The following is a 26168-nucleotide window of genomic DNA, read 5'->3' on the forward strand; positions in this document are numbered from 1 at the left end:
CAGATAACAAAAGGCTGTTCCTAAAGTAGAATTATCTACTTCAGGAACAGCCTTTTCGCAAGTTCGGGACGATTATCCGCACGTACAGTTCAGAACCGGCTTCCGAGCGGCCAATGCCTCATCCATCCGGCTGACGACAGTTGTATATGGGGCATTTTTAACCAACTCTGGATTCTCTTCTACTTCTTTGGCGATGGCGATCATCGTATCGATGAAGCTATCCAAGGTTTGCTTGCTTTCCGTTTCCGTCGGCTCGATCATGATGCATTCTTCCACGCTGAGCGGGAAGTAGATCGTTGGCGGGTGGTAGCCGAAGTCGAGCAACCTTTTGGCAATATCGAGTGTACGTACGCCCAGCTTCTTCTGACGATTTCCGGACAGCACGAATTCATGCTTACAGAAGCGGGGATGGGGTACGTCGAAATAAGGCGTTAAGCGAGCTAGCATGTAGTTGGCGTTCAACACAGCGTATTCGGATACTTTGCGCAAGCCTTCCGGACCGAGCGTACGAATGTACGTGTAGGCACGAACGAGGATGCCGAAGTTGCCGTAGTAGCCTTTGACGCGACCGATAGACTGCGGATAGTTGTAGTCAAAATAGTAGCTGTTATCTTCGCGCTTGGCGACAAGTGGCGTTGGCAGAAACGGAATTAGCCGCTCTTTGACGCCGACAGGGCCAGCGCCAGGGCCGCCTCCGCCGTGCGGGGTGCTCATGGTTTTGTGCAGGTTGAGATGGACCACATCGAAGCCCATGTCCCCAGGTCGCGTGATGCCCATAATGGCATTCGCGTTCGCGCCGTCATAGTAGAGCAGTCCGCCTGCGGCATGCACGATTTCGGCGATCTCGACGATCTGTTCTTCGAACAAACCGAGTGTGTTCGGGTTCGTAAGCATGAGCGCGGCCGTATCTGAACCGACGGTACGGCGCAATTCGTCAAGATTCACGAGGCCGCGATCATCGGATTTGATTGTCACGGTTTGGAACCCAGCAACCGTTGCACTGGCTGGATTCGTGCCATGCGCCGAATCGGGACAAATGACCTTGGTCCGATGCTCGCCGCGGCTTTCGTGATAAGCACGGATCATCATAAGCCCCGTCCATTCACCATGTGCGCCAGCCGCAGGCTGCAAAGTTACGCGATCCATTCCCGTGATCGCTTCGAGATCATGCTGGAGATTGTACAAGAGCTCCATCGCTCCTTGTATCGATTCTTCCGGCTGATACGGGTGAATATGGGCGAAGCCGGGGAAGCGGGCGACGTCTTCGTTGATTTTGGGATTATATTTCATCGTACACGAGCCTAGCGGATAGAAACCATTATCTACCCCAAAGTTACGGCGAGAAAGCGCCGTGTAGTGGCGGATGACATCGACTTCATACACTTCGGGCAGGTCAGGTTCGAGCTGCCGCCGAAACTTGGCCGGAAGCAGTTCATCGATATTCACATCGGGAACATCTGATTCGGGTAAGGAATACGCGACGCGTCCAGGATGGCTCATTTCGAAAATAAGAGCTTTTTCGTTGTTCATACGAGTTCCTCCAATGCGGCTGCGAAGGCATCAATATCTTCGCGTGTTCGTTGCTCGGTGACGGCGATTAACATATGGCCGGCCAGTTCGGGATAGTCGCGGCCCAGATCGTAGCCGCCGATGATATTGCGCTGGAGGAGCTGATGATTCAGCTCCTCGATGTTCGTGCCGTCTGGCAGCTTGACGGCAAATTCATTGAAGTAGCTGCCAGTGAACGGCAGCTCCAGTTTGGATGACGCGGTGAGGCGATTCGCCGCGTAATGAGCCTTCTGGACGTTGAGTGTGCCAACGTCTTGAATGCCTTGCTTGCCCATCGTGGACAAGTACACGGATGCGCAAAGCGCGAGAAGCGCCTGGTTGGAGCAGATGTTCGACGTGGCTTTCTCACGTCGTATATGCTGCTCCCGCGCTTGCAGCGTAAGCACGAAACCGCGCTTGCCATCGCGGTCCACGGTTTGGCCCACGATGCGCCCCGGCATGCGGCGCATCCAGCTCTCCGCGACGGCGAAGTAGCCGCAGCTCGGCCCTCCCAGCGCAGCTGGAATGCCGAGCGGCTGGCAATCGCCGACGACGATGTCGGCGCCGAGCTTGCCCGGCGCTTCGAGCAGCCCGAGCGTGAGCGGATTCGCGCTCACGACGAGCAGTGCGCCCGCGCCGTGCGCGAGCGGCTCCACAGCCGCGAGATCCTCCAAGCAGCCGAAGAAATTCGGCGATTGGAGGATGACGGCGGCTGCGTCGCTCTCGAGCTTGGACGCGAGATCGTCCAGATCCGTGACACCTTCGGGGGTCACGGAGATCTCGACGACGTCCAAGTTCAGCCCGCGGGCGGACGTGCGCAAGACGGCGCGCGCCTCCGGGTGCACCGCGCGGGACACGAGCAGACGGCTGCGCTTCGTCGCGCCGCTGGCAAGCGCGCCGGCTTCGGCCAGCGCTGTTGCGCCATCGTACATCGAGGCGTTCGCCACGGCCATGCCGGTGAGCTCACAGATGTACGACTGAAATTCAAAAATCGCCTGCAATTCCCCCTGGCTAATTTCTGGTTGATAAGGCGTGTACGCTGTGTAGAACTCTGAGCGTGAGATCACATGATTGATCACCACCGGAAGGTGATGATCGTAGATGCCAGCGCCGAGGAAGCTGGCGTAGCGCTGGAAATCCGCATTGCGCCCCGCCAACTCGCGCATATATCGGAGTAATCCCTGCTCGCTGAGGGCATTCCCCACTTGCAGATCGCCCTGAAACCGCACCTGCTGCGGGATATCGCTAAACATCTCTTCCATGGAGGAGATGCCGATGGTCTTCAGCATTTCCTTTTGATCCTGCTCCGTAATAGGCAAATAACGATGTTTCATAACCGAAGATGCTCCTTCCGACCCGGATTCGGGAATTATTTCTTTTTGTGAAAAGGGGTAGAGACTACAGTTGCTTTCACTTGCGAGCCTCTGATTTCGACATACACATCCGTACCTAAATCGCTATACGCGGCATCGATCAAAGCTAAGCCAACATTGGTTTTGTACGTTGGAGATTGCGTACCTGTTGTTACCTCACCAATCTGTTTACCTTCGGCGTATACGGCGTAATGAGGACGTGGAATGCCACGTTCTTGCATTTCAATACCGACAAGCTTACGGGGTACACCGTTTGTTTTTTGCTTGAGCAGGGCATCCCGCCCTATGAAATCGCCTTTATCCAGCTTTACAAAAAAGGAAAGCCCCGCCTCAAGGGGCGAAATCTCCGAAGATAGCTCCTGTCCGTAAAGAGGGAGTCGCGCTTCAAAGCGAAGCGTATCTCGAGCTCCTAAACCTGTCGGGATGAGCCCATGCTCAGCACCAGCTTCGAGTAGATAACGCCAGAGCGTAATCGCATCCTTTTGATCAACATATAGCTCAAAGCCATCTTCACCTGTATACCCAGTACGAGAGAGCAGCGTTGTCACATCTCCTACCTTCACATCAGGGAGGAAATGAAAGGTTTTCAACGTCTGAATCGGTGCGTCTGYCAATTTAGCTAAAATGGTCAAAGCTTTTGGACCTTGCAGAGCCAGCAAGGCAGTCTCTTCAGAAACATTGGTCAGTTCTACCTGACCTGCAAGATGCTGTTGCAGCCAAGCGACGTCCTTCTCAATATTCGATGCATTGATAACGAGCATGTAGTCATCAGCGCTGAACTTATAAACGAGCAGATCATCAACCACACCGCCATTCGGGTAGCAGAGGAGGCTGTACTGGCACTGGCCTTCCACCAGTTTGGACACATCATTCGTCGTAACGCGTTGTAAAAATGCGAAAGCATCCGGGCCTTGAATACGTACTTCGCCCATATGTGACACATCAAAAAGCCCGGCCTGCCCCCTGACGGCATCGTGCTCCTTCTGAATGCCAGTAAACTGTACGGGCAGCTCCCAGCCGCCAAAATCAATGATTCGCGCGCCATATTCCGCATAAATCGGGAAGAGCGGTGTTCGTTTCAGCATGTAAATAACCTCACTTTCATTGGACTTATTTACCGTTGGTTATATTTCGGAAACACAAATAGGAGCAAAAAGTATGCAACACAAACATACCTTTTGCCCCTGTCCTTTATACCTGAGAGTTGCCTAGAACGGTAGAATCTATACATTCCATCGTTAAGTTTCCCCTTGGGTGTCCGATTTCCCGTGAATAACGAGTGTTCGAAGCTCTCCAGAGTCGCGTCCGATACAGGTCCTTTTGCCTGAGAGATTCACCGCTCCGGGCTTACTCCTTCGGCGCCGCCATTATGCTCAGCAGTCTCTCCCTGTATCCTCATTCGCCAATATTTAATTAGCCATATTTAACTTCATTATGTGTCTAAATTGGTGTGGATTGTCAACAATAACTTTTGATATGGAAGGTCAGTTGAGGGGCTGCATGCTCGTTTCACTGCTTCTGGGACGTCTATCTTGACTTTGATGTTCACAGTAGATTAAGCTAAAAGCAAAATTTGTAAGTGAGTGAGGCGTGGACTGATGAGCAACGTACAAGCCAATTTGTTATACACCAAAGAGCACGAGTGGGTAGAGAAGCTATCGGATACGGTGGTTCGCATAGGGATTACCGATTTTGCACAGGATCAATTAGGAGATATTGTATTCGTAGAGCTTCCGAAAGTGGGCGCTGCTGTAACAGCGAATGAGAGCATTGGGAGTGTGGAATCGGTCAAAACGGTTTCGGATATTTTCTGTCCGGTATCAGGCAAAGTAACAGCTGTGAACAGCACATTGGAAGGCTCGCCAGAGCTGGTTAACAATGCGTCGTTCGGTGAAGGCTGGATGGTTGAGGTTGAAATCTCAGGACCAGAAGCATTGGAAGGCTTATTGAGCGCTGCGGAATACGGCTCCTATATCGGTAACGACTAGGTTGTCTCAATGAAGATGTAAGTAGAACGGATGGAGGTTTTTCCATGCAATTTGGGCAAAAGCTGCCTCAGGATCCGAACGATCGTGTTCCTCCTGGGCAAACGCTGACACAAGGCTGGCCTGTGCTCCACTATGGGTCCGTGCCCTACTACAACGATATGAGCAAATGGGATTTGCGTTTGTTCGGTTTGGTGGAGGAAGATTTCACCATTTCGTACAAGGATTTTATGGCACTGCCGCGTAAGGAATTTGCTAACGATATTCACTGTGTGACCACATGGTCCAAGCTGGACAATGTATGGGAAGGCATTGCTGTGTCGGAGCTTATGAGTAAAGTGAAGCTGAAACCTGAAGCAACCCATGTGATGCTGCATGCGGAGCATGGCTGGACGACGAATCTGCCACTGGAAGATTTCCTGTTGGAGACGTCTTTTCTAGGCATCCGACATAATGGCGTGCTGCTGACACCTGACCACGGAGCACCCGTGCGAATGGTCGTACCGCATCTATATTTCTGGAAAAGTGCCAAATGGCTGCGTGGCATTGAGTTTATGGCGAAGGATAAGCCGGGATTTTGGGAGCGGAATGGCTACCATATGTATGGTGATCCTTTCAAGGAACAGCGTTACGATTTTGATTGACTATAAAGCCCACTAAAGCGATTGTGCTATAGTGGGCTTTTTTCGTGAATGGAGTGGGAAAGTTGAGTTAGAAGTTTGTCTTGCTGAGTCAGAAAAGTAAGTTGATCTGATGTGAGTTTCTTAAATCTCCTGTGCGCCAGGTGAATAGATGGATTTTCTGTAGTTAAATATTGGGATTTTCCTTATAAACGCAGAATAGATGGAAAACCTGCAGTTAATTTTGACCATTTTACCCGATCTGAGCAACAACGGCAATTTTAACTACATGTTTTACAGTTAAATCGAATATTCGAGGAAATTCCTCGAAAATAGCTGTATATTTTCCAGTTAAATCCCAGTTCCGCTCTCCAATTTCGCCTTCTCCCTGTAAGCAGTTGGGGAAAGACCAATGGTTCGTTTAAACATGCGCGAAAACATCAGGGGGTCTTGGTAGCCCACGGATAGAGCAATTTCAGCGATCCCGAGAAGCTGCCTGCGGAGAAGGCGGCAAGCTTTTCTCATCCGAACATCGGTCAAATACCGGTACGGGGACATGGACAGACGTTGCTGGAAAAGACGGCATAGGTACTTGGTGTCCAGCCCTACATAGTCAGCGATTTCGTTAAGACTGATGCGATCGGCATAGCGGGTGTTCATAAAGGAAACGGCATTACGTATGTGGTGTCCGACATCGGCTCTTAGCGGGGGCGCATCGTCCGGTATCGCGAGTGTACCGAATATTTGGTACAGCAGAGCGGTCAAAAGGAGCTCTTTGGCCGGTTCGTTGCGCAGGCTCATTAAATTGCCAAAAAGAGATTCAACGGACAGTGACGAGTCAGCCGTCCGAACAGGAGACAAGACGGTGAATCCGGCCAGTTCGACTAGACGGGGGGCCAATGTCCCGACGAAGCCGAACCACGAGTAGCGCCAGGGCTCATCCGATTCGGCACAATAGGAATGTACGGTGTCAGGCATGACAAGGAACAGCTCACCTGGGCCAATCGGTTCCGTTCTGCCTCCTGTTGAGTAAGTGCCGTATCCGCTGTGAATGTAGTGAAGGATATACATATCTCTTACAGAGGGTCCGAATGACATGTCAGGCAGGCAACTTTGCGTGCCGACCTCGAGCACCGCCAGATCGGTCAAACCGATCGGTTCTGTATAAATAAATTCCACGTTTGCTTTCGCCTCTTCCTCAAATAGAGAAGATATGCCATAAGATGGGGAACTCTGGCTATTTTGATTATAAAGGATGAACACTACAATTTACAGTAGGAGGGATTCAAATGGAGTATACTACATTCGGCCGCACCGGACTTCGTGTATCGAAACTCGGGCTTGGCGGCGCGCCCCTTGGAGGGGTTTTTGGACCTGCGGATGAACATGATGTCGAGAAGATGATCCATGAGGCCTTAGACAGCGGAATCAATTTTATCGACACGGCACCGAGCTACGGCAGAGGTCAGTCGGAGCTCAGAATTGGTAGGGCGCTGAACGGCGGCAGAAGAAATGAGGTTGTTTTGGCATCGAAGGCAGTGGGTCCGGGAGAATCGTTCGATTATGCGACGACGATTCGCTCCGTTGAGGATAGTCTGGAACGGCTTCAAACGGATTGGATCGATCTGCTGCAAATTCACGATGTGGAGCAGGTTCCTTATGAAACGATTGTAAGCGAAACGCTACCTGCGCTAGAGAAGCTGCGAGAAGATGGAAAGATTCGATTTATCGGCGTTTCAACAAGGATATTATCACTTCTGGAGCGTTATGTTCGGCTAAATCGCTTTGACAGCATCCAGTTTTATACGAGATATATGCTGATTGATCATACGGCGAAGGACTTACTGCTGCCGCTCGCAGCAGAGAAGGAAATCGGTGTTATCAACGGTAGCGTGCTCGGACTCGGCTTGCTTGCCGATACGCCGGCACTGTTTTTGAGGCCTAACCTCGTGTACGAGGCAACGAAGCGGATGGATCAGCTCCAGTTTTTGCGTAAAAGAGAGCCGCACGGTCTCGTCGAGCCAGCCATGCGTTTCAGTCTGTCGCATCCTGACATTCACGTTACCTTGACGGGGGCTGCCACATCGGATGTGCTGCGCACGAACTTGGCATTTTGCGATGGGCGGGGATTGGATCCAGAGGAACTGAAAACGGTGTATGACTTATTTCAGGGCAGAAGTTTATTTCCGGCGGAGAAGGAGGAAGCGAAGTGAACACACAAGGAAGCATGCTGCCAAGGATTGTAGCGGAGGAGCGAATGGTTCCTCCAGAGTGGGCGCTACAGGAACAGTGGTTGTTTGCTACGCTGAATCAGGCGGCGAAGGAGTTTGTGGCGCGTTACACACAGCCGGATGGAAGTCTGATCTGGCAGAAAGAATGGCCGGGTATGGACGGCTCGGATGACCCCTATGAAGGTTTCATGAATCTAGCGCTGCTCTACGTGTTAGGGGGCAGTCGTGAGCTCCATGAAGTATCGCGTAAGATTTGGGAAGGGATTACTTGGCAATGGACCGAGTATGGGCAAATTCACCGAGAATTCGATGCTTACTATGATTGGATGCATCACGGTGAAGGGTATTTATTTCTCTACTTTCTCGGACTAGCTGGCCCTGTTACAACGAAAGACAAGCAGAGAGCAGTGCGCTTTGCCAGTATGTATATGGGAGACGATCCGGAAGCTCCTAATTATGATAAAGCACAGAAGCTTATACGGTCACCATTGACCGGAAGCAAGGGTCCGCGTTTCACGGTGTCGGAAGAGGATTGGGTCACGCATCGCAGCATTCTCGACCATTATCCTGCACCATATGAAGATATTCCTGGTGTCGATTTTGCGAGCGGCAAATGCCCTTGGTCCAACGATGATGTATATCAGAACCTGATTGCGATGATGAATGAGCGAATGAACCGGGGAGACGTCCCGCTGAATTTGAATGCAACCGGACTGATTGCGCACGCATTCATGCATAATGGAGACACAGTATATCGCGATTGGGTGGTTGATTATCTCGCAGCATGGGAAGAGCGTACCCGCCATAACGGAGGAGTTATTCCCGACAATATCGGACTGACAGGCGTAATCGGTGAGTACAACGAGGGCAACTGGTGGGGAGGCTACTACGGTTGGAGATGGCCGCATGGATTTATGACCATCATTGAGCCGTTGACGAACGCGTGTATGAATGCCGTTTTGCTTACGGGAGACATGAACGAGCTTGAGTTAGCCCGTTCTCAGCTAGATGCTAACTGGGCGCTGCGGCGGGAAGAGAATGGCCAGGTACTCGTGCCGAATAAGCATGGGGATAACGGCTGGTACGATTGGCGGAAGGCACTGCCGAAGTACCCGGTCTATTTGTGGACGATGTCCATGGCCGACGAGGATTTAGAGCGGCTTGAGCGAATTCCGAAAGATCATGATTGGAATGAAATTACTGTGCCTGTCGTATCGGGAAGGGACAGCCGGACAGGAAGGGAAACGAAGCACTATATTGGCAATACAGAGCCTTGGTTCCAGTACATTCGGGGGCTCAACCCCGACTATCCGAAGCGGATATTGGCCGCCAATATGGAGCTGGTCGGTCGACAGCTGGAGCGAATGCGCTCGGAGCAAGGCGACCCGCACGGATGGAAAAGCGGCTTTGCTGACGGTGATTTTTCTAACATTCATATCTGGCAGGAAATGTGCCCGATTTATTTTGAGTCGCTAGTACAACTGACACTGGGAGGGCCGATGCATATCTCGCACGGCGGTCTACAGCATGCGCGAGTGCGCTACTTTGACTCACAGGAAAGACGGCCAGGTCTTCCGGTTGGTGTATCTGCGCTAGTGGAGGCGCTTACAACGGACGGCGTGACGCTGCAGCTCTGCAACACCAGCTTATATGACGAACGTGAGGTCGTCATTCAGGCAGGGGGCTTCGGCGAGCACGAATTCACTAGTGCCGAGCGAATCGACGCAGATGGGGGCCCGGTGCAAGGCTCGCACATGGAGCTCAAAGGCAAATGGCTGGCGATTCATTTAAAGCAAGGCGCCGGCATCAGGTTGAAGCTCGGCATGAAGCGTTACGTCAATACGCCGAGCTATGAGATGCCATGGCCGAATCCGTATGCCGCCGATCTGCTGGCTGGCCGTAAGGGGCAGGAAGGCGAAGTGCCATGTATATAGACAGCCACGTTCACTTTTGGAAGCCATCACGTGGTGATTACGGCTGGTTGAAGCCCGAGAATGAGCTACTCTATCAGGATTACTTGCCGGAGCAGTTGCTCTCGGAATTGGGCGCTTTCGGTGTGAAGGGGCTTGTAGCCGTACAGGCTGCCGTTACGGCAGAAGAATCGGCATTCCTGCTGGAGCTGGCGCAAGCCTGGCCGGTAATATCCGGCGTGAGCGGAGGGCTCGATCCGTTCTCGGATCTTTTTCACGAAGAGATCATGTCCTTGAAGGCTGATCCGCGCTTTACCGGCATCAGACTTGGCGGCAGCGCATTTCGTTCTGAACGGTCAGAGACCGATCAGAACAAACTACGGTTGGCCCTAACCACTTTGATGCAGGCTGGACTAACGCTGGATCTGCTCGTAAAGCCCCAAGACCTCTCAGATGTAGCATCGTATTTAGAGGAGCTGCCGCTGCTCAAGGCGGTCGTCAACCATCTGGGCTGCCCAGACATTCGTGGGCAGGGAATAGAGCCGTGGCGAATAGGCATGGAGCGGCTATCCCAGCTGTCCTGCGTGGCGGTTAAACTGTCCGGTATGATCACGATGGCAGGTGGATTTCATCCTGAAAGGCTTCGGCCATACATCGATCAGTTGCTTCAGTTGTTCGGCAGTGATCGGCTGCTGTTTGGCAGCGATTGGCCTGTGGCACTACAAGCAGGCGGCTATGGGGACGTCATCGATTTGTTCGAAGCCGTGCTTCCTGATGACCTTACAGAGGAGGAGAAGGGAATGATTCGCGCGGGCAACGCAAGCCGATTTTACCCGATACTAACATGATGAGAAGGATGTATAGGGCACAGGTGAAGGTAGGATGCGAAGCGAGCTTCTCACTCGCGTTAGCCGAAGCAGCTGAAGACTGGCAGGGCGAACTTCGCGTGCAGGGTATGTTGAGCTGCTCGATTTTCGCGAAGGGGAGCGGTGTATTCCTTTATTTCGAAACGGCGAGCGAATGCTTGGAATGGGAATGGCCAACAACGTGTCTGCAGATGCTGGAGACATGGCCGGGTGATGGAGGCACGCAGAGGTATGCAGTTCCGATTCTCGATATTTACCACGATGGGGAGCCGGAGACGAGGGAAGCCAGAGAAAATGGCGGCCGTGAGCGAATCGGGATGCTTGCGCGTCTGAACCCGTTGAAGTACAGCAGCTATATCTTCTATCATTACGCTTTGCAGGAGGAGAAACCGAGCTGCTTTAATCCGACCTATATGATCGGAGCGCACGAGAATCTGATCTTCTCCTATCACGAACGTCCGTCACCCGTGTTTGAGCACGGGGCGACGAGAAGGAGATGGCTTGCACCGATTGCTCCAGAGAACTGGCATGACGTGATGCAGTCACATTTTATCCCTTGGTCGGAGAGTGAGCAGGGGCTTGTGTTGTGGGAAAAGATGGACACTCTCTTATCATATTAATGACTGAACATATAGCGCATAAACATTCCTTCCAGAAGGGAACGTAGATGCGCTATTTTGCTGATTTCAGTTGGAAATAAATCTGAGAGGAATGTAGATCGTAAATAGCATAACCTAGTTCTCTTTCCTTAGGGTAGTTGTTAAAAGTAAATAACCCCTTATTGTTAAACTATCGTTTCCCGTTAACGTAATGATCTATCGTTCTCTTTATGCTCTTATCCATTCATTTATCTGATTGTCTCTCCATGCAATTTCAAGTTCCTGTTCCAGCTCTTTCAGAAGCACCATGACCTCAAGAACAGGAGAATCATCTCTGTTCGGTTACTGGTCCATCTAAAGAGATACTCCATGCGCTCTCGGAGCGGTGGCTTGGGCTACACGTGACTGCCACCAAATGAATAGAGGCGCTCCGATATTGGCAATGGGTTATCGATCTTAACAACGTATAGTTCGTCGGGGAGAGGCGGCTTGATACAATTGAAGTAAGCGAAGTGCTGCGCACCATTCGCATGCGTACTAGGAGGAGAAAAGAAGTGAAGAGGATATACGAGTTGGAAATCGAAAGTATCATACAGCAAATTGACAGAAATTTGGAAGACTACGGCCATCGTTTCCCACATATTCATCGGGATGGACGATATGCCGAACATTTCTCGGAGGACGGCAGCTGGACGGGATCATTTTGGACCGGAATGGTTGCGATGGCTTACCGATACACAAATAACCCGAAGTATCTAATGTACTTGCATGGCTACTTGTCCTTGTACCAAGAACGACTGGAAACCGGATATACGGACCATGACCTTGGTTTCCTGTATCAATTGTATGCAGTGGAAATGTACCGGTTGACCGGGAGCTCTAAGTATAAGGAATTGGCTGTGGATGCGGCCGACAAGCTGCTGGCGCGATACCATGTAAATGGGGGATTTATACGCGCTTGGGGGCCAGTCGAATCCGATATTCGTCGAGGCAAAATCATCATTGACTGCATGATGAATCTGACACTGCTGTATTCCGCTTCCGCGCTGACCGGCGACCCAAAGTACCGCGAGGCAGCACTTTCCCATGCGGAGAACTCACGTAAACACCTTCTGCGCCATGACTTCTCCACCTATCATACATTTGATTTCGATCCTGAAAGTGGGAATCCTATCGGCGGCTTTTGCGAGGACGGCTATGGAGACGAATCGACATGGTCGAGGGGACAAGCCTGGGGAGTTTACGGCTTTCAGCTTTCCTACGAGTTAGTCGGGAAAATGGAATTTCGAGATGCTGCTGCTGCGATGGCGGATTACTTTATCAAGCATACACCAGAGAGTCTCATTCCGCCCTGGGACTTCCGTCTGCCTGACGGGGCAATCCAACTTCATGATTGTTCGGCATCGGCAATAGCAATATCGGGTATGTTCGATTTGGCAGAATCGCTGGACGACACTGTTCAGGCCGATTACTATCGGAGTAGAGCGAACGATATGCTGCAGGCTCTTATGCCGTATTCAAGTGCAGGGGAAAAGGAACGAAACGGCATTATGTCATCCTGCTACGGAAGAACGGAAGAGGGGCAATTCCATATGTACACCATATGGGGCGACTTTTTCTACATGGAAGCACTCTTCAAAGCGATAGGCCTTAACTGGCGGATGTGGTCTTCCAGTAGATAATGGACGCACGTTGACAAAGAACATTGATACCGTTCGGCATAGAAGAAAACGATAGCATGTAACCACGGGGGGTCTACAAAAGATATGAAACCGAACCGCTTCAAGCTTCCATCCCGCAAACGTTCCAGCAGCATGATGATGGCGCTGTTCGGCTCTTACATCGCCGTGCTGCTGCTCGCAATTGTCATCGGTTCAATCCTGTATTGGAAAGCAAAAACGGTCGTGGAGCATACGGTAGACAACACCAACGCCGCCATGCTGGAGCAACTGCGTGAAGTGGCGGACGGACGTTTGAAGGAAATCGAGCAACTGGAGCAGCAGATTGCATTTCACCCGCGTCTCGGCTGGCTGTTTAATCACGAAGGCTCATTTAGTGATCAGGATGCCTACTCCATCATTGAATTTACGAACGATCTGCAGCGTTTCAAAAACTTAAGCAGGCTGATCCACGACTTTTACATCTATGATATCAACAACCGTCTCATTATCGGCCCTAACGTCAAGTCTACACCAGAAATCGTATTCGATCACGTATACCGGTTCGAAGGTAAAACAAGCGCTGATTGGGTGACAGAGTTAAAGAAACCGGCATTACGTTTCTATGAACCGGCGGCTTCTGTTCGGATGGATAATGGAAGCACGAAGCCGTTTATTGTTTATCGGCAATCACTGCCGTTCGGCGATTCCTCAACAGTTAAGGGTTCCTTGATTGTCATGATTGATGAGGGCCAATTCCGAAGCTTATTCGACAAGCTGGCATCCGTTAATCGTGGGGAGATTTATATCCTTGACCAACAGAACCGGGTTATTAGCTCAACAGCTGATACAAGAAGCGGAATCTCCTTATTCTATAAGAATATGGCGAACGATTACGGAAAGCTTGAGGAGATTATGGACGGACAATCACAGATCGTGACCTATACAACATCCGCTGTGAACGGCTGGAAATATGTTTACGTTGTCCCCCAGGCCGTGTTCCTCGATCAAGTATACGCTGTCAAGCGATGGGCGATACTCCTGCTTTCGCTCTGCGCGTTCGGAGGTGGAGCAGCCTCGTTATATCTTGCCTACCGAAATTATATACCCGTTCGGGATGTTGTTCGGATTATCCGTAAGTGGAGCGGATCCGAACAGGAAACTGGCATCGGTGAATTTGAGCTGATCCGATCGACGATTGAGTCGGCACGTCTGACGGAATCACAGCTGCGTGGCATGCTGGCTCAACAAGCGCCAATTCTTCGCGTCAACTTCTTGACGAGACTTATACGAGGATACGTGCAGCCTGCTGAATTGGAGCCGGAATCGCTGGCTTTTGTTGGCATTTCGTTCATTTCTTCGTCATTTGCTGTAATTCTGATAGATGCAGGTGATATAAGTGGCTTCGCGCAAGGTGGCGGGGAACGGGAATGGCCGTTTGTTGGTTTTATCCTATCTAATATCGCCGGTGAGCTTGTAGGCGAGCATCATCTCGGCTTTCCCGTCGAGCTCGATCGCGGCAGAGTTGCGGTTCTAATCAACCTGCGTACTGAACGATTGAGCATGGCCAAAGCGGAAATGCAAGAGATGGCAGTGAAGCTGACCGCATTGCTGGAGAGCCGCTTCCGGATAAAGCTGTCAGTCGGGATCAGCGGGGTAGCTAAGGATCCAGAGGGAATCGGAGAAGCATTCCGAGATGCGCTTAAACAGCTCGACGAACGGATCGTCCTTGCGCGGAGAACCGAAACGGACCGCAATACGGAAGCTTCGACGGAAGAATCCTACTTCTATTATCCGCTTGAGGTGGAGCAGCAGCTTGTCAATCTGGTGAAAGCAGGGGAGGCCGACAAAGTGGATAAGCTGCTTGACGCTTTGTATGATGACAATTTCACTACGCGCAGCATCTCGCCTGAGCTAGGTCGCTATTTGCTCGTTACTGCTACGGCAACAATGCTTCGGATCGTGCAGAGCTATCCGGATCTGAAATCGACTTTGGCAGAGCGGATCGCCTCAATCGAACGTGCGGCCGTTAGCGAATCCACGCATGCCGCATTTGCGGAATTGAAACAATCTTATCGAACCATTTGCCTTAATCTCAAGGAAAGGCGAAGCGATACAAACGAACTGTTGCAAAACGGCATCAAACAATATATCGAAGCCAATTTCGGCGAAAATATGCTAAGCGTCAACTGGATAGCCGATCATTTCAATCTGACTCCGCAATACATCTCAGCCGTATACAAGAAATCTAGCGGGCAAAGTCTGACTGACTATGTGGCCGAGGTGCGCATTCGCGAAGCAAAGAAGTTGCTCACGCATCAATCGATGACGATCGCGCAGGTAGCTGCGAAGGTCGGTTACGCTAATGATATCGGCTTCATCCGCTTTTTTAAGAAATATGAAGGGATTACTCCAGGTGCATACCGATCAAGTTTACAAACGGATAAATGATATGCGATTCCGATAGCCCGAAATCTTGCAATTGGTTCGTTAAACTTAGAAGTAGACCATACCAAACCTACAGAACGAGGCGATACAATCGAAGCAAGGTCGAACGCTTTAAGAGGCGGCCCAATTCGAATGATAAGGGGGAGTTCAATCGATGGAAAAAAACGAAATGAGCGTTCAAAGTGAATTACGAGACAGCAAGAAGGGGCGGAACAGGTTTAGTATCGTAACGGCATCCATGCTGGTGATTTCATTAGCAGTTCTCACATCAGGCTGTAGCGGGGATAAGAAGGAAGGAGGAGGCGCTTCACCTAGCGCTGCAGCATCTACAGCTGCTCCCGCAGCGCTGCCCGATGGCAAGATCGTATCCTCACCGCTTACGCTTAGCTACTTCGTTCAACTGTCTACAAATCGGCCCAGCGGCATGAACAGCTTAAATGATATGGAAGCATACAAAGAGCTGGAAAAAATCACAGGAATTCATGCGGATTATAAGCACCCGACAGCAGGACAGGAAGCCAACCAGTTCAATCTGATGCTTAGCTCTGGGGACTATCCGGACGTCATTGAATGGAATTGGAACAGCTACCCTGGCGGTGGACAGAACGCACTGAAGAATGGAGCGATCATCAAGTTAAATGATTACATCGATAAATACGCACCTAATTTGAAGAAACTGCTGGATGCGAACCCGGAAATCCGCAAGCAAATTTCGACGGACAGCGGAGAGATCTATTCGTTCCCGTTTATTCGCAATGATCCCTATCTGCTGACGTACTATGGACTCGCGCTGCGCAAGGATTGGCTTGACAAGCTGAAGCTGGAGGTCCCAACGACAATTGAAGAATGGCATACGGTGCTGAAAGCATTCAAGGAAAAAGATCCGAACGGCAATGGCAAGCCAGATGAAATTCCTCTGTTATTCCAAAAGGGCAAAATGAACTGGGGCAACGACATCCTGAACGCATGGGGAATCCGCAACGACTTCTATCTAGATACGGCGACTGGTAAGGTGCAGTATGGTGCTTTGCAGCCACAATTCAAGGAATTTCTCACAACGATGCGCAGCTGGTATAAAGAAGGCTTAATCGATCCCGATTATGCGGCGACAGACGATAAGCAGAAGAATGCTAAGGTAACCGGGGATCTGGTCGGTGCGACCGAGGTGACCGTAGGTGGTGGCATCGGAACGTACCTTGCAGCAATGAACGGCAAACATCCGACATTCGACTTGGTAGGGGCGCCTTACCCGACATTGAAGAAGGGCGACAAGCCGGTGCTCGGCCAGCAGGAGCCTATCTTCAACGGGCTTGGAGCGGCAATATCCAAGAACAATAAACATATTATCGAAACAGTCAAGTGGCTGGATTACAAATATGGTGAAAAAGGCGCCATTCTGTTCAACTTCGGTATCGATGGCAAGAGCTATACGATGGACAACGGCTATCCGAAGTATTCAGATGATGTCATGAAAAATAAGGATGGGCTTGCATTCGGTGTAGCACTGACGAAATATGCGATACCTTTCGGAGCTCCGATCTCCCAGGATAAGCGCTATATGGAGCAGAATGCTGCTTTGCCACAGCAGAAGAATGCATTGTCAACATGGATGAAGGCAGACAACCGGGGATGGCTGCCGACCCTATCACTCTCATCGGATGAATCGTCAAAGTTGGCAGCTGTTATGACCGATGTCCGAACGTACAATGATGAAATGTTTGATAAATTCATCATGGGCGCTGAGCCGATTGAGAGTTTCGACAAGTTCGTCGATAGATTAAACAAGATGGGGTTACAGGATGTTCTGAAAATTGAGCAAGCCGCATATGACCGCTACTTGAAAAGATAAAAAAGCTCGCCCCGGCCGAATGCCGTCAACCGGGGCGTTCCACATAAGTAATCGAATAGGAGAACATGGATATGAAAGCGTTATCATTTCAAGCTGTGACGAAGGATTTGGTGAGAAACAAATATATCTATCTCATGCTGCTTCCCGTCGTTGTCTTTTACATCGTATTCATGTACGCACCGATGTACGGCCTGCAAATTGCGTTCAAAGACTTCATGCCGACGAAAGGTATTTGGAACAGCGATTGGGTCGGTTTCAAGCATTTCGTTTCATTCTATAACAGCTACTACTTCTGGCGGATTGTACGTAATACGCTTCTGCTGAGCGTGTTCGATCTGATTTTCAGCTTCCCGGCGCCAATCTTGCTGGCGCTCTTGCTGAACGAACTGCGCAATAAGCTGTTTCGGAACATTGTGCAGTCGATCAGCTATCTGCCGCATTTCATCTCGATCGTCGTAATCGCAGGCATGATGGTCGACTTCTTGGCGAGTGACGGTTTGATCAACCAAATCACTTCGTGGTTCGATGTGAAGCCGATTTCTTACCTGCTTCTCCCACAATGGTTTCGTACCATATATGTATCGTCTGGTGTTTGGCAGGGCGTTGGTTGGGGTTCCATTATATATTTAGCTGCTATATCTGGTATCGATCCGTCGCTGTACGAGGCGGCGAAGGTCGATGGAGCAGGTCGGCTTAGGCAGCTGACGAATGTCACACTTCCGGGGATAATGCCGACCATTATGATACTGCTTATCCTGCGAGTCGGTCATCTGTTGTCGGGCGGCAGCTTTGAGAAAATTCTGCTGTTGTACAATCCGACCACCTACGAGACGTCTGATGTCATCTCGACCTTCGTCTACCGGCGAGGACTGCTACAGTTTGATTACGGCTTCTCTACTGCAATCGGCCTCGTAAATAATCTTGTAAATTTCGTTCTGCTGCTCACAGCCAACGCGCTGAGCCGGCGTATGAGCGAGCACAAACTCTGGTAGGAGGAGATCCGATTTGATTAGAACCCGACCTTTGGGCGAGCGGGTATTCGACCTAGTTAACGTACTATTCATGTTGGGACTGATAGCGGTGACGCTATATCCGTTTATGTATGCGGTATTTGCTTCAGTCAGCTCGCCGGCTGAGCTGATGCAGCATCGCGGTCTACTAGTTGCTCCCGCCGGCCTCAGTCTACAGGCGTATAAGCTCGTCCTGCGCGATCCGATGATGACCATCGGGTACGGCAACACTTTGTTCTATGTAATCTTGGGGACATCGCTTAATTTGTTGCTGACTTCATTCGCAGCGTATGCCTTGTCTCGCCGCAATGTGCTGTTTTCCGGGAAAATCATGTTTGCCATCGTATTCACAATGTTTTTCTCCGGCGGTCTAATTCCGACATATCTCATTATCAAAAACTTGCATCTTTTCGATACCCGCTGGATTATGATCCTTCCGACAGCTATCAATACGTGGAATCTACTCGTCATGCGCACCTCATTCCAGCAGGTGCCCGCTGCGCTTGAGGAGTCAGCGCGCATCGATGGCGCGAATGACTTCGGGATTTTGTTCCGCGTCTTTATTCCTGTATCGTTGCCGATTCTTGCGGTGATGACTCTGTTTTATGGCGTACAGCATTGGAATTCTTACATGGATGCCATGATTTATTTACGCGACCGCCACTTATACCCACTTCAGCTAGTGCTGCAGGAAATCCTGATTGCGAATAGTACGGAATCAATGACTACGACGGTCAGCGATTTCGACAAAGGCCTTGTTCAGGAAACGATCAAGTACGCAACAATTGTAGTAGCGACAGTGCCAATTCTGCTGTTGTATCCATTTCTACAGCGTTATTTCGTAAAAGGCGTGATGTTGGGTGCGATCAAGGAATGATAGTTAGGCGCTTTGATAAGTAATTTAATTTGTAAAAAGAAGGGATGAGGATTCATGGGACGATGGACATGGCAGAAGGGACTGCTTCTCAGTCTAATCATAGCAATCCTTACGATGCTAACTTACGTGCCGCAAAGCTGGATTCCAAAAGCGGAGGCTTTTGCTGATACAAGCACGATGAGTGACCAACAGTTTTTTGGTGTCTGGAACGCCGGAGCTTCAGCATGGACGACAGCAAGTAAAATCAACTATGCATATAGCAGCGCATTGCTCGGTGTAGAGAGTGCCGTAAAGGCAGGCAATTATACGCTGGCGAAGTCTAATTTGTTGTCATACTACCGGACACGTACGGGGCATGGCGCCTTTCCTTTGACGACGAGCGGGACCTTCTTGGCTGATTTGGTCAAGGACAACATTTTAACGGCTTATGGGGAATATCAGGAAAATACGTTTACAGTCGGCTCTGCAGACGCAATCCTATCGACGGATGTGACTGGAGGTGTCAAATCAGTGCTGAACAATGGTGCCAAAGAAGTCAATTATTACCTCATGGGCCGTTATAAGGATGATACGAAGCTAGCCCAATTCAACAGCAGGGAGCAAGCTTTGAACAAGCCTGTGCTAGAGCTGAAGATTGACGATGGTTCAACGCAGATACTTACAGTTACGAAGGATACCTATACACGGCCAGGGGCTTATGCCGATGTGAATTATGGCAGCGGCAATCTGCTGTATGTTCAGGACAGTGGCATTTCGGCGAGTACTCCTTTTGACGTAAACACAAGAAGGGCATACCTATCTTTTGATTTATCAGGTGTTACGGGCAACATTACATCAGCGACACTTAAGGTTTATGGCAAAATGGCGGCGGGCACCAGCTCGATGGATATTCTCGTCATCCGTACCGACAGCTCATGGGGCGAAACAACGCTGAAGTGGAGCAACCAAGCGGCCAATACGTTCTCCTGGAACGGCATCGCGGCCGGCCCGAATTGGACACAGCCTGATAGTGGGGCATTCAACGAATATAACTGGATTATAAGTCGGTTCCAGTTCATCGGACCATTGGCTGCTGCCTACGCAAACTCGGTGTCGGTGGGGGCGCCTAATGAGTTATATGCCAGCGAGACGCTTCGGTTAATGTTGGATTCTATCGGCACAAGCCATACGGGGGAGGGCTTCATCGATTCCTATAACTATCCGCGCAGTCTGGACGTCTCCTTCCGCACGTTTGTCTGGCCTCGTGTGTATGAGATTATTCGGAGCTCACCCTCGTTGGATGCAGATGCGAATACTGCGCTCTTAAAGCAGCTATGGCAGACAGCACATTGGCAGGCGGTTGACCCGGCGGGCTATACAGGCTTCAACTGGGCTGTCAACGAGACGAAGGGACTATATGCAACGACGGTTTATTTTCCAGAATTTGCTGAATCCAGTCTGTGGAAATCGACGGCTGACCAGCGGATGGACAGTCTGATCACGTCACTGCTCACACTTGACGGTGGGTATGCGGAAGGGTCTTACAACTATACGATGGTGTCCCTGCAATCGTTCTATGATATGAAGCGTTTGGCTGATCTAAATGGTACGGAGGTAACGCAGACCATGCGCAACGGTATCTTGAAGCTAGCGCATTTCCAAATGGATTCGACGCTGCCGAATGGGTATGATCCTGTCTATGGAGATGGCCATTACGCCAGCTTCGCCGCCACACTCAAGCAGATCGGCAACGATTTTGGCGACGAAGAACTGAAGTATGTCGGCAGCGTGCTTGACTCGGTAAGAATCGGCTCGCTGCCTAAGCATACAAGCAGCTACTATCCGGATAACCTGTCGGTTACGCTTCGTTCCGGCTGGGATGCTGATGATTCATATATGTACTTCACAAACCGTGCGGGCCCGCACGGACATCCGGATCAGAACGCGGTCATTGCCTATGCTTATGGTAAAGTGCTGCTGACAGATACGGGGGTAAACTCCTATCTGAGCTCAGATCCGGTCTCGAATTGGCAGTTCAACAGCACCGAATCACACAATACAGTGCGTATCAACGGGCTGTCACAGAACAAGTACAAGGATATCTCCAGTGTAAACAAGGATACGATCGACCGGTTTCGAACTAACGGTTCCTTTGATTTTACTGAAGGTACGACATATGCGACACCGGGCTTCGCCCATACTCGAAGCGTTCTGTTCTTAAGACCGGATTACTGGATCGTATCGGACCGGGTGGTAGGCAGCGGCACTAACAGCTATGAAGTGAACTGGCATATGCTGCCTGGGGCGAATGCGACACTTGATCCGGTTACGAAAAAGATCAATTCCCATTTTGCCAGTGAGCCGAACATCCAGATCGTTCCCGCAGACCCAACGGCGCTTACGACTGCTTCGCTGAACGATGGCTATTACGACCGTACAAGTGTCCCAAATATGAAATTCGGCAAATATGGGAAATCCGTCTCAGGCGACGCTTCGTTTGATACGGTGCTGTACCCGACCGATACTGGGGTTGCCCGCAATGTGCAGGTCACACGGCTCACAACGACGCCTTCGGTTGCGGCTGAGACCGCCAGTGCGCTCAAGATCGATCTGAATGCGGGAGCAGGAGGCAATACGGCATATTATTACTTATCCCATGAAGCTTCAGCTATGAAGGAGCGTTCGTTCGACGAATATGCCTATGACGGTAAGCTCGCATATATCGAGAAGCTGTCGTCCGGCACATTGGTATCTGCTTCAATTGCAGAAGGCAAGACGTTGAAGAGAGGCGGGGTCCCCCTTATTCAATCTGAGGATCGGGTGGATGATCTAGGTGTGAAGTGGAACGGAACGACACTCGACTTAACCGGCAGCAATCTAGTACTTGACAGCAGTCCGGTCTCAGCAATCGCGATCTATGCACCTGCCGTATCAAGTGTAACAGTAAATGGAAAATCGACAGCCTTTGAGCGTAATGGCGACTATATTTTCGCTGCTCGTGCAGCCACATCCGTGTCTGCGGCTGACCGTGATTTTGAAGGAACCCAAGGCGCTGGCGGCTGGTTCTATGAAAAGGACGCGTTTGCGAGTTCGCCGCTTACTTGGGCCACCGCTGGTACAGGCACAGGCACGGTAGGATCGGATACATTCGCTTCTACTTCGCTCGACAGCCAGTGGCAGTGGGCGAAGCCGCCGACGGCGAACTGGTCATTGACAGCAGCACCGGGTAAGCTGCGCATTATTACCGAGCCCGGTGATACATGGGCGGGAAGCAATAACCAAAAAAATATTCTGCTGCAGCGTGCTGCATATCCGGATTACATTGCGGAGACGAAGGTGTCCTTCAACAATACGGTCAACTATCAGTCCGGAGGACTTATCCTGTATGTCGATGACGACAACTATATCAAGCTGGACCGGGCTTACAATAGCACGAATGGTGGGAAAATCATCCGGTTTATCCGCGAATACCAGAAGGACCCACAGACGATATTCCGCGATTCTGGTATTTTCGCCGCAGACACATTCGGCTCATCGGATGTTTATCTGCGACTTAAGAAGGTCGGTCCGATCTTGACAGCTTTCTACAGTGGAAACGGAACCGATTGGACACAACTTAGCGGCTCTTTCCATATCCCTTTGGACGCACCCCGAATTGGACTTGCAGCTATGAATACGAACACAGCTGTTACTGCAAACGCGGATTTTGATTACTTCAATGTCACTCAGCTGCTTTCACCACATTGGTCTGGCGACAGCAGCGATCCAACCTTTACCTCGAACTATGTTATACCGGGCTCATCAACTGATGCTGTGCAGAAGTGGGTTGCGCCAACAGACGGTACCGTACAAGTAGCGGCCCGTGTAGCGAGTCATGACACCTATGAGCAGGGTGACGGCTTTCGTGTGAAGCTGTTAAAGAACACAGCCAATGTATGGCCAACCTCGGGCTGGCAGACGGTCGATAAGGCAGACACAACCGGGTATGCCATATCCGAGACCATCACGGTTGCAAAGGGTGACGTGCTTGCATTCGTAACAAACCGAAACAGTGATGCAGCATACGATGTAGCGGATTGGAGCATTGAACTGACGATGTCACCTGGTGTTAACCTCTGTCTAGCGACTTCGAAGGTACGACACCTAACACAGGTTGGACGCCGCTTAATACAGGTCGTTGGGCAGTCAGTGCAAATGGTAGTGGCAATGCCTATTCGATTACAGCGACCGGCTATGCGGTGCAGGGCGGTGGGCGACCCGGCGAATATGCACTGCGTGGTGATTCTGCAGCGGACCGGTATAATCTGACATTAAAAGCCAAGCTGGGGGATGATGTCACGATATCTCCCAATGCCAACGCTGTTGTCTTATTCGATTATCAGGATGCGAACAATTACTATTTCCTCCAGTTGGACAATGGCGCTGCCAACGTGAGGCTTTACAAGGTCAAAGGAGGTTCAGCGGCCACATTGGCCGATTCAAACGGCATCGACTGGCTGAGTGACAATGCCTTCCATACCATAGCTATTGAACGTGATGGGAGGAACGGATCCATCACAATCCGCTTCGATAACATTACGATGATAAGAGCATCAGATTCTGAATTCCAGGGAGGCTTGTTTGGCATAGGCTCCATGAACGGCAAAGCTTCCTTCGATGATGTCCGCCTCGTCAACATAGGCAACCGGACTGATGATTTCGGTCAGACGGCTCTCAATCCGGAGATGGATACGCGAGGAGCCGGCGAACTGGAGCTTGACCGCTGCTCCGGGCAAGCTTAGGATCTCCGCTGTCACCACATCGGATATATGGAAAACAGGCAACACCCAGAAAAACTTGCTCGTCCAGTCGGTTCCTTACGAAGACTTTGCGCTGACAACCCGTCTTTCCTTCAACCCGACTGCTGACTATCAAAGTGCCGGTCTGCTGGTTTATACGGATGACGATCACTACATCAAGGTCGAGCGTGCTTATAACGTCGCTGAGGGCGGAAATGTCTTTCGTCTCATAAGGGAGAACGGCACGACAAGTACAGGAAGACAGATCACATCGGATCCCATTAGTAGCAATCTGGTTTATTTGAAGCTGGTCAAAGCAGGTAGCAGTTTTACTGGTTACTTCAGCGTGGACGGAACATCATGGACGATTATCGGTGTACCAGAAACCATACAATTGGCGGCCCCTGTGCTGGTGGGACTGCATGCTCAGCGAAGTGGCGGCGCGGCGGCGATCAATGCCGACTTTGACGACTTCCGGATTTCACGTTAAATAAGTCCGACCGCTTCAATGGTACGGATCTTGGCAGCCAGTGGACCATTTTGAATCAAGTCAACGGTCATACGAGCCTGAGCGCGAAGCCAGGAAGCTTCCGGATTACTAGTGATCCTGGGGATCTCTGGGCAACCAGCGGTACGGAGAAAGATATACTGCTGCAAACGCCAGCCTCCAACGACTACACCATTACGACGAAGCTCGCATTTATGCCAACCGTGAATTACCAGAGCGCTGGTTTGATTGTGTACTCGGACGACGATAACTATATCAAGGTTGAACGGGCATACAATGCCGGTGACAAGCTACGAATTGTGAAGGAAACCGGTGGTATCGGCACGCAGCAGACAACAGCTGTACCGACGACAGCGGGAGGCAGCATTTACTTAAAATTGGTGAAGTCTGGCACGACATACACAGGCTACTATAGCATCGATGACTTAGTCTGGACACCAATTGGTTCGGCTGTAACGGGTGTTACGCTCCCGAATCCGAGGGTAGGCCTTCACGCGCAGCACAGCGGCTCGGGAACGCCGGCAATCAACGCCGACTACGATTATTTTGAGATTCAGCCTTAGCTATAAAACCAATAAGATCGTCCTCATTCCTAGCCCTTTCGCTAGGCGGGGGGGCGATTTTTTTTATTCAGTCAAAATGGGGTGTTAACCTCAAATGCTACTTCCAATTGTTGTTTGATTACTGTTGCTAAGATGGATTTGCATACTCCAAGCAAGCTAGTGCGCCTAAATGGAAACTGATTGAATTAATGATTGAGTTGAACTTACCTTCGATAAAAGTTATGCTGCACGCTTCTCTCCACAAGGTCCTTGGGGATTCACTCTCCCAAATCTCGACGGGTCTATGCCCTCACATTCCTTCGTCCTAAGGACAACCAACTCAATGGAAATATTAAGTCATTCAAAAAAGAGCATAACGATTCTTTACTGATCGTTCTCAATATGTTATATTAATTGAGGGAGGGAGATGGGAATGGCGAGAAGCAAGGAGTTTGAAGAGAAAAAGGTCTTGGATAAGGCGATGCGGCTCTTTTGGGAGCAGGGGTACGAGAAAACGTCCATGACCGAGTTGGTTGAGCATATGGGTATTCATCGAAGAAGCTTGTATGATACATTTGGAGATAAGCATAATCTGTTCCTGAAAGCGATGGATCGGTTTGAAGACAAAATCAGCGCCGCGCTTGCAGGAGGGATTAAACGATCCAAGACCGCATCGGAGGCATTACAGTTTATTTTTGGTTTCATGATCGACGGGGATGAGGACTCGCCAGCCGGCTGCTTAATGGTGAATTCGGCCGTAGAATTGGCGGCGCGCGACGTCGAGGTGGATAACAAGTCCACGAAAGCATTCACGACAGCAGAGCAATTGCTCAGGGAGATTATTATTTGGGGACAACGTGACGGTGAATTCACCTCCACATACAATGCTGAGGAATTGGCGGAATACCTGCATAATGTATGGATTGGGTTAAGGGTAATGGCAAGAACCTCGGCTTCCAAAGAAAAGCTTCACCGTATTACTCATATTTCGATGAAGCTCTTGGAAGAATAAGGGTAATTGTGGTAGTCAGTTCAGATGTGAAGTCTCCCTTCTGCTAATCCATGCTCTTTGTGATCGAGTTATCTTACGTCTATTTTAGAATGAACATTCTCAAAAGTAATGGCCGAAAGAAGCTCTAAAGCATAGTTTACAATGAAGTTTATCAGCGCAGTTAAAACAACAAACAACACAACACACAAAAACAACAGAGTAAGGCACGCAGCATTTTTTTTTTTTTTTTTTTTTCTACGACTGACCAATTGACTAACAGGTAATTCCAAATCCTCTGTCGAATTAGTTAATAGCTAATTTGACGGAGGTCTTGCTCTATGCCATTACCAAAAAACCGAATCATTCCTGAAAAGAAAGTTTACTTTCACCCTGAAA

The 26168-nt window shown here is 50.3% G+C and carries 19 protein-coding genes, 1 pseudogene and 1 riboswitch; of the genes and pseudogenes, 16 read left to right on the forward strand and 4 right to left on the reverse strand.

Translation table 11 applies throughout. The features are described 5' to 3' along the window. Positions 1-72: 72 nt before the first annotated feature. Genes gcvPB through gcvT form a run of 3 tightly spaced genes read right to left on the reverse strand, consistent with a single transcriptional unit; the run spans position 73 to position 4012 of the window. Complete coding sequence (gcvPB, locus tag AB4114_RS13475) at positions 73-1530, reverse strand: aminomethyl-transferring glycine dehydrogenase subunit GcvPB (RefSeq protein ID WP_441988920.1); 1458 nt, start codon at positions 1528-1530, stop codon at positions 73-75. Next, positions 1527-2882, reverse strand: a complete 1356-nt coding sequence (gene gcvPA, locus AB4114_RS13480; RefSeq protein ID WP_441988921.1) for an aminomethyl-transferring glycine dehydrogenase subunit GcvPA — start codon at positions 2880-2882, stop codon at positions 1527-1529. The genes gcvPB and gcvPA overlap by 4 nt, the downstream gene beginning before the upstream one ends. A gap of 35 nt (positions 2883-2917) precedes the next feature. Further along, positions 2918-4012 (reverse strand): glycine cleavage system aminomethyltransferase GcvT, encoded by a 1095-nt coding sequence (gene gcvT, locus AB4114_RS13485; protein ID WP_441988943.1) that lies wholly within the window; start codon positions 4010-4012, stop codon positions 2918-2920. 211 nt (positions 4013-4223) lie between these two features. Further along, positions 4224-4320: riboswitch (glycine riboswitch) on the reverse strand. A 199-nt stretch (positions 4321-4519) separates the two neighbouring features. Between gcvT and gcvH the strand changes: the two genes are divergently transcribed. Together gcvH and AB4114_RS13495 are read left to right on the forward strand one after the other, a co-directional pair. Continuing rightward, positions 4520-4909, forward strand: a complete 390-nt coding sequence (gcvH, locus tag AB4114_RS13490) for a glycine cleavage system protein GcvH (protein ID WP_171633049.1) — start codon at positions 4520-4522, stop codon at positions 4907-4909. A 44-nt stretch (positions 4910-4953) separates the two neighbouring features. Then, positions 4954-5550 (forward strand): sulfite oxidase-like oxidoreductase, encoded by a 597-nt coding sequence (locus tag AB4114_RS13495; RefSeq protein ID WP_441988922.1) that lies wholly within the window; start codon positions 4954-4956, stop codon positions 5548-5550. A 327-nt stretch (positions 5551-5877) separates the two neighbouring features. Here the strand turns inward: AB4114_RS13495 and AB4114_RS13500 are convergent, their stop codons facing one another. Continuing rightward, positions 5878-6789, reverse strand: coding sequence for an AraC family ligand binding domain-containing protein (locus tag AB4114_RS13500; RefSeq protein ID WP_441988923.1), 912 nt, complete (start codon positions 6787-6789; stop codon positions 5878-5880). A gap of 26 nt (positions 6790-6815) precedes the next feature. On the opposite strand from AB4114_RS13500, the gene AB4114_RS13505 reads away from it, so the two are divergent. From AB4114_RS13505 to AB4114_RS13570, 14 genes and pseudogenes are all read left to right on the forward strand, one after another. Continuing rightward, positions 6816-7739 (forward strand): aldo/keto reductase, encoded by a 924-nt coding sequence (locus AB4114_RS13505; protein ID WP_441988924.1) that lies wholly within the window; start codon positions 6816-6818, stop codon positions 7737-7739. Next, positions 7736-9691: a hypothetical protein gene (locus tag AB4114_RS13510; RefSeq protein ID WP_441988925.1), complete on the forward strand. Its 1956-nt coding sequence runs from the start codon at positions 7736-7738 to the stop codon at positions 9689-9691. The genes AB4114_RS13505 and AB4114_RS13510 overlap by 4 nt, the downstream gene beginning before the upstream one ends. Continuing rightward, on the forward strand, positions 9682-10515 hold the full coding sequence (locus AB4114_RS13515) for an amidohydrolase family protein (protein WP_441988926.1): 834 nt from the start codon (positions 9682-9684) through the stop codon (positions 10513-10515). The genes AB4114_RS13510 and AB4114_RS13515 overlap by 10 nt, the downstream gene beginning before the upstream one ends. Positions 10516-10538: 23 nt before the next feature. Then, positions 10539-11153 carry a hypothetical protein gene (locus tag AB4114_RS13520; protein WP_441988927.1) on the forward strand — a complete coding sequence of 205 codons (615 nt, stop codon included), beginning with the start codon at positions 10539-10541 and terminating at the stop codon, positions 11151-11153. A gap of 533 nt (positions 11154-11686) precedes the next feature. Next, positions 11687-12814: a glycoside hydrolase family 88 protein gene (locus AB4114_RS13525; RefSeq protein WP_441988928.1), complete on the forward strand. Its 1128-nt coding sequence runs from the start codon at positions 11687-11689 to the stop codon at positions 12812-12814. An 84-nt stretch (positions 12815-12898) separates the two neighbouring features. Next, positions 12899-15241: an AraC family transcriptional regulator gene (locus tag AB4114_RS13530; protein ID WP_441988929.1), complete on the forward strand. Its 2343-nt coding sequence runs from the start codon at positions 12899-12901 to the stop codon at positions 15239-15241. Positions 15242-15392: 151 nt separating this feature from the next. After that, positions 15393-17087 carry an extracellular solute-binding protein gene (locus AB4114_RS13535; protein WP_441988930.1) on the forward strand — a complete coding sequence of 565 codons (1695 nt, stop codon included), beginning with the start codon at positions 15393-15395 and terminating at the stop codon, positions 17085-17087. 71 nt (positions 17088-17158) lie between these two features. Continuing rightward, entirely contained in the window at positions 17159-18079 is a 921-nt protein-coding gene (locus AB4114_RS13540; protein ID WP_441988931.1) for an ABC transporter permease, read from the forward strand. Between the two features lie 16 nt (positions 18080-18095). Next, complete coding sequence (locus AB4114_RS13545) at positions 18096-18974, forward strand: carbohydrate ABC transporter permease (protein WP_441988944.1); 879 nt, start codon at positions 18096-18098, stop codon at positions 18972-18974. Between the two features lie 54 nt (positions 18975-19028). Further along, positions 19029-23261 (forward strand): CBM96 family carbohydrate-binding protein, encoded by a 4233-nt coding sequence (locus AB4114_RS13550; protein WP_441988932.1) that lies wholly within the window; start codon positions 19029-19031, stop codon positions 23259-23261. Further along, a complete protein-coding gene (locus AB4114_RS13555; protein WP_441988933.1) occupies positions 23192-23734 on the forward strand; it encodes a hypothetical protein in 543 nt (180 codons plus the stop codon). Before AB4114_RS13550 ends, AB4114_RS13555 begins: the two co-directional genes overlap by 70 nt. Next, positions 23709-24221 (forward strand): DUF1349 domain-containing protein, encoded by a 513-nt coding sequence (locus tag AB4114_RS13560; protein ID WP_441988934.1) that lies wholly within the window; start codon positions 23709-23711, stop codon positions 24219-24221. The genes AB4114_RS13555 and AB4114_RS13560 overlap by 26 nt, the downstream gene beginning before the upstream one ends. Positions 24222-24238: 17 nt before the next feature. Further along, positions 24239-24802: pseudogene (locus tag AB4114_RS13565) on the forward strand (DUF1349 domain-containing protein); the annotation flags it as partial. A 412-nt stretch (positions 24803-25214) separates the two neighbouring features. Further along, positions 25215-25793, forward strand: a complete 579-nt coding sequence (locus AB4114_RS13570) for a TetR/AcrR family transcriptional regulator (protein ID WP_441988935.1) — start codon at positions 25215-25217, stop codon at positions 25791-25793. Positions 25794-26168: the final 375 nt, after the last annotated feature.

The sequence above is a fragment of the Paenibacillus sp. 2RAB27 genome, from assembly GCF_052115445.1.
GTDB lineage: Bacteria > Bacillota > Bacilli > Paenibacillales > NBRC-103111 > Paenibacillus_E.

Excerpts from the sequence above, each read along its gene's own strand:
- gcvPB (WP_441988920.1), bottom strand. The coding sequence starts at position 1,530 with ATGAACAACGAAAAAGCTCTTATTTTCGAAATGAGCCATCCTGGACGC.
- gcvPA (WP_441988921.1), bottom strand. The coding sequence starts at position 2,882 with ATGAAACATCGTTATTTGCCTATTACGGAGCAGGATCAAAAGGAAATG.
- gcvH (WP_171633049.1), top strand. The coding sequence starts at position 4,520 with ATGAGCAACGTACAAGCCAATTTGTTATACACCAAAGAGCACGAGTGG.
- AB4114_RS13495 (WP_441988922.1), top strand. The coding sequence starts at position 4,954 with ATGCAATTTGGGCAAAAGCTGCCTCAGGATCCGAACGATCGTGTTCCT.
- AB4114_RS13505 (WP_441988924.1), top strand. The coding sequence starts at position 6,816 with ATGGAGTATACTACATTCGGCCGCACCGGACTTCGTGTATCGAAACTC.
- AB4114_RS13515 (WP_441988926.1), top strand. The coding sequence starts at position 9,682 with ATGTATATAGACAGCCACGTTCACTTTTGGAAGCCATCACGTGGTGAT.
- AB4114_RS13530 (WP_441988929.1), top strand. The coding sequence starts at position 12,899 with ATGAAACCGAACCGCTTCAAGCTTCCATCCCGCAAACGTTCCAGCAGC.
- AB4114_RS13535 (WP_441988930.1), top strand. The coding sequence starts at position 15,393 with ATGGAAAAAAACGAAATGAGCGTTCAAAGTGAATTACGAGACAGCAAG.
- AB4114_RS13540 (WP_441988931.1), top strand. The coding sequence starts at position 17,159 with ATGAAAGCGTTATCATTTCAAGCTGTGACGAAGGATTTGGTGAGAAAC.
- AB4114_RS13550 (WP_441988932.1), top strand. The coding sequence starts at position 19,029 with ATGGGACGATGGACATGGCAGAAGGGACTGCTTCTCAGTCTAATCATA.
- AB4114_RS13570 (WP_441988935.1), top strand. The coding sequence starts at position 25,215 with ATGGCGAGAAGCAAGGAGTTTGAAGAGAAAAAGGTCTTGGATAAGGCG.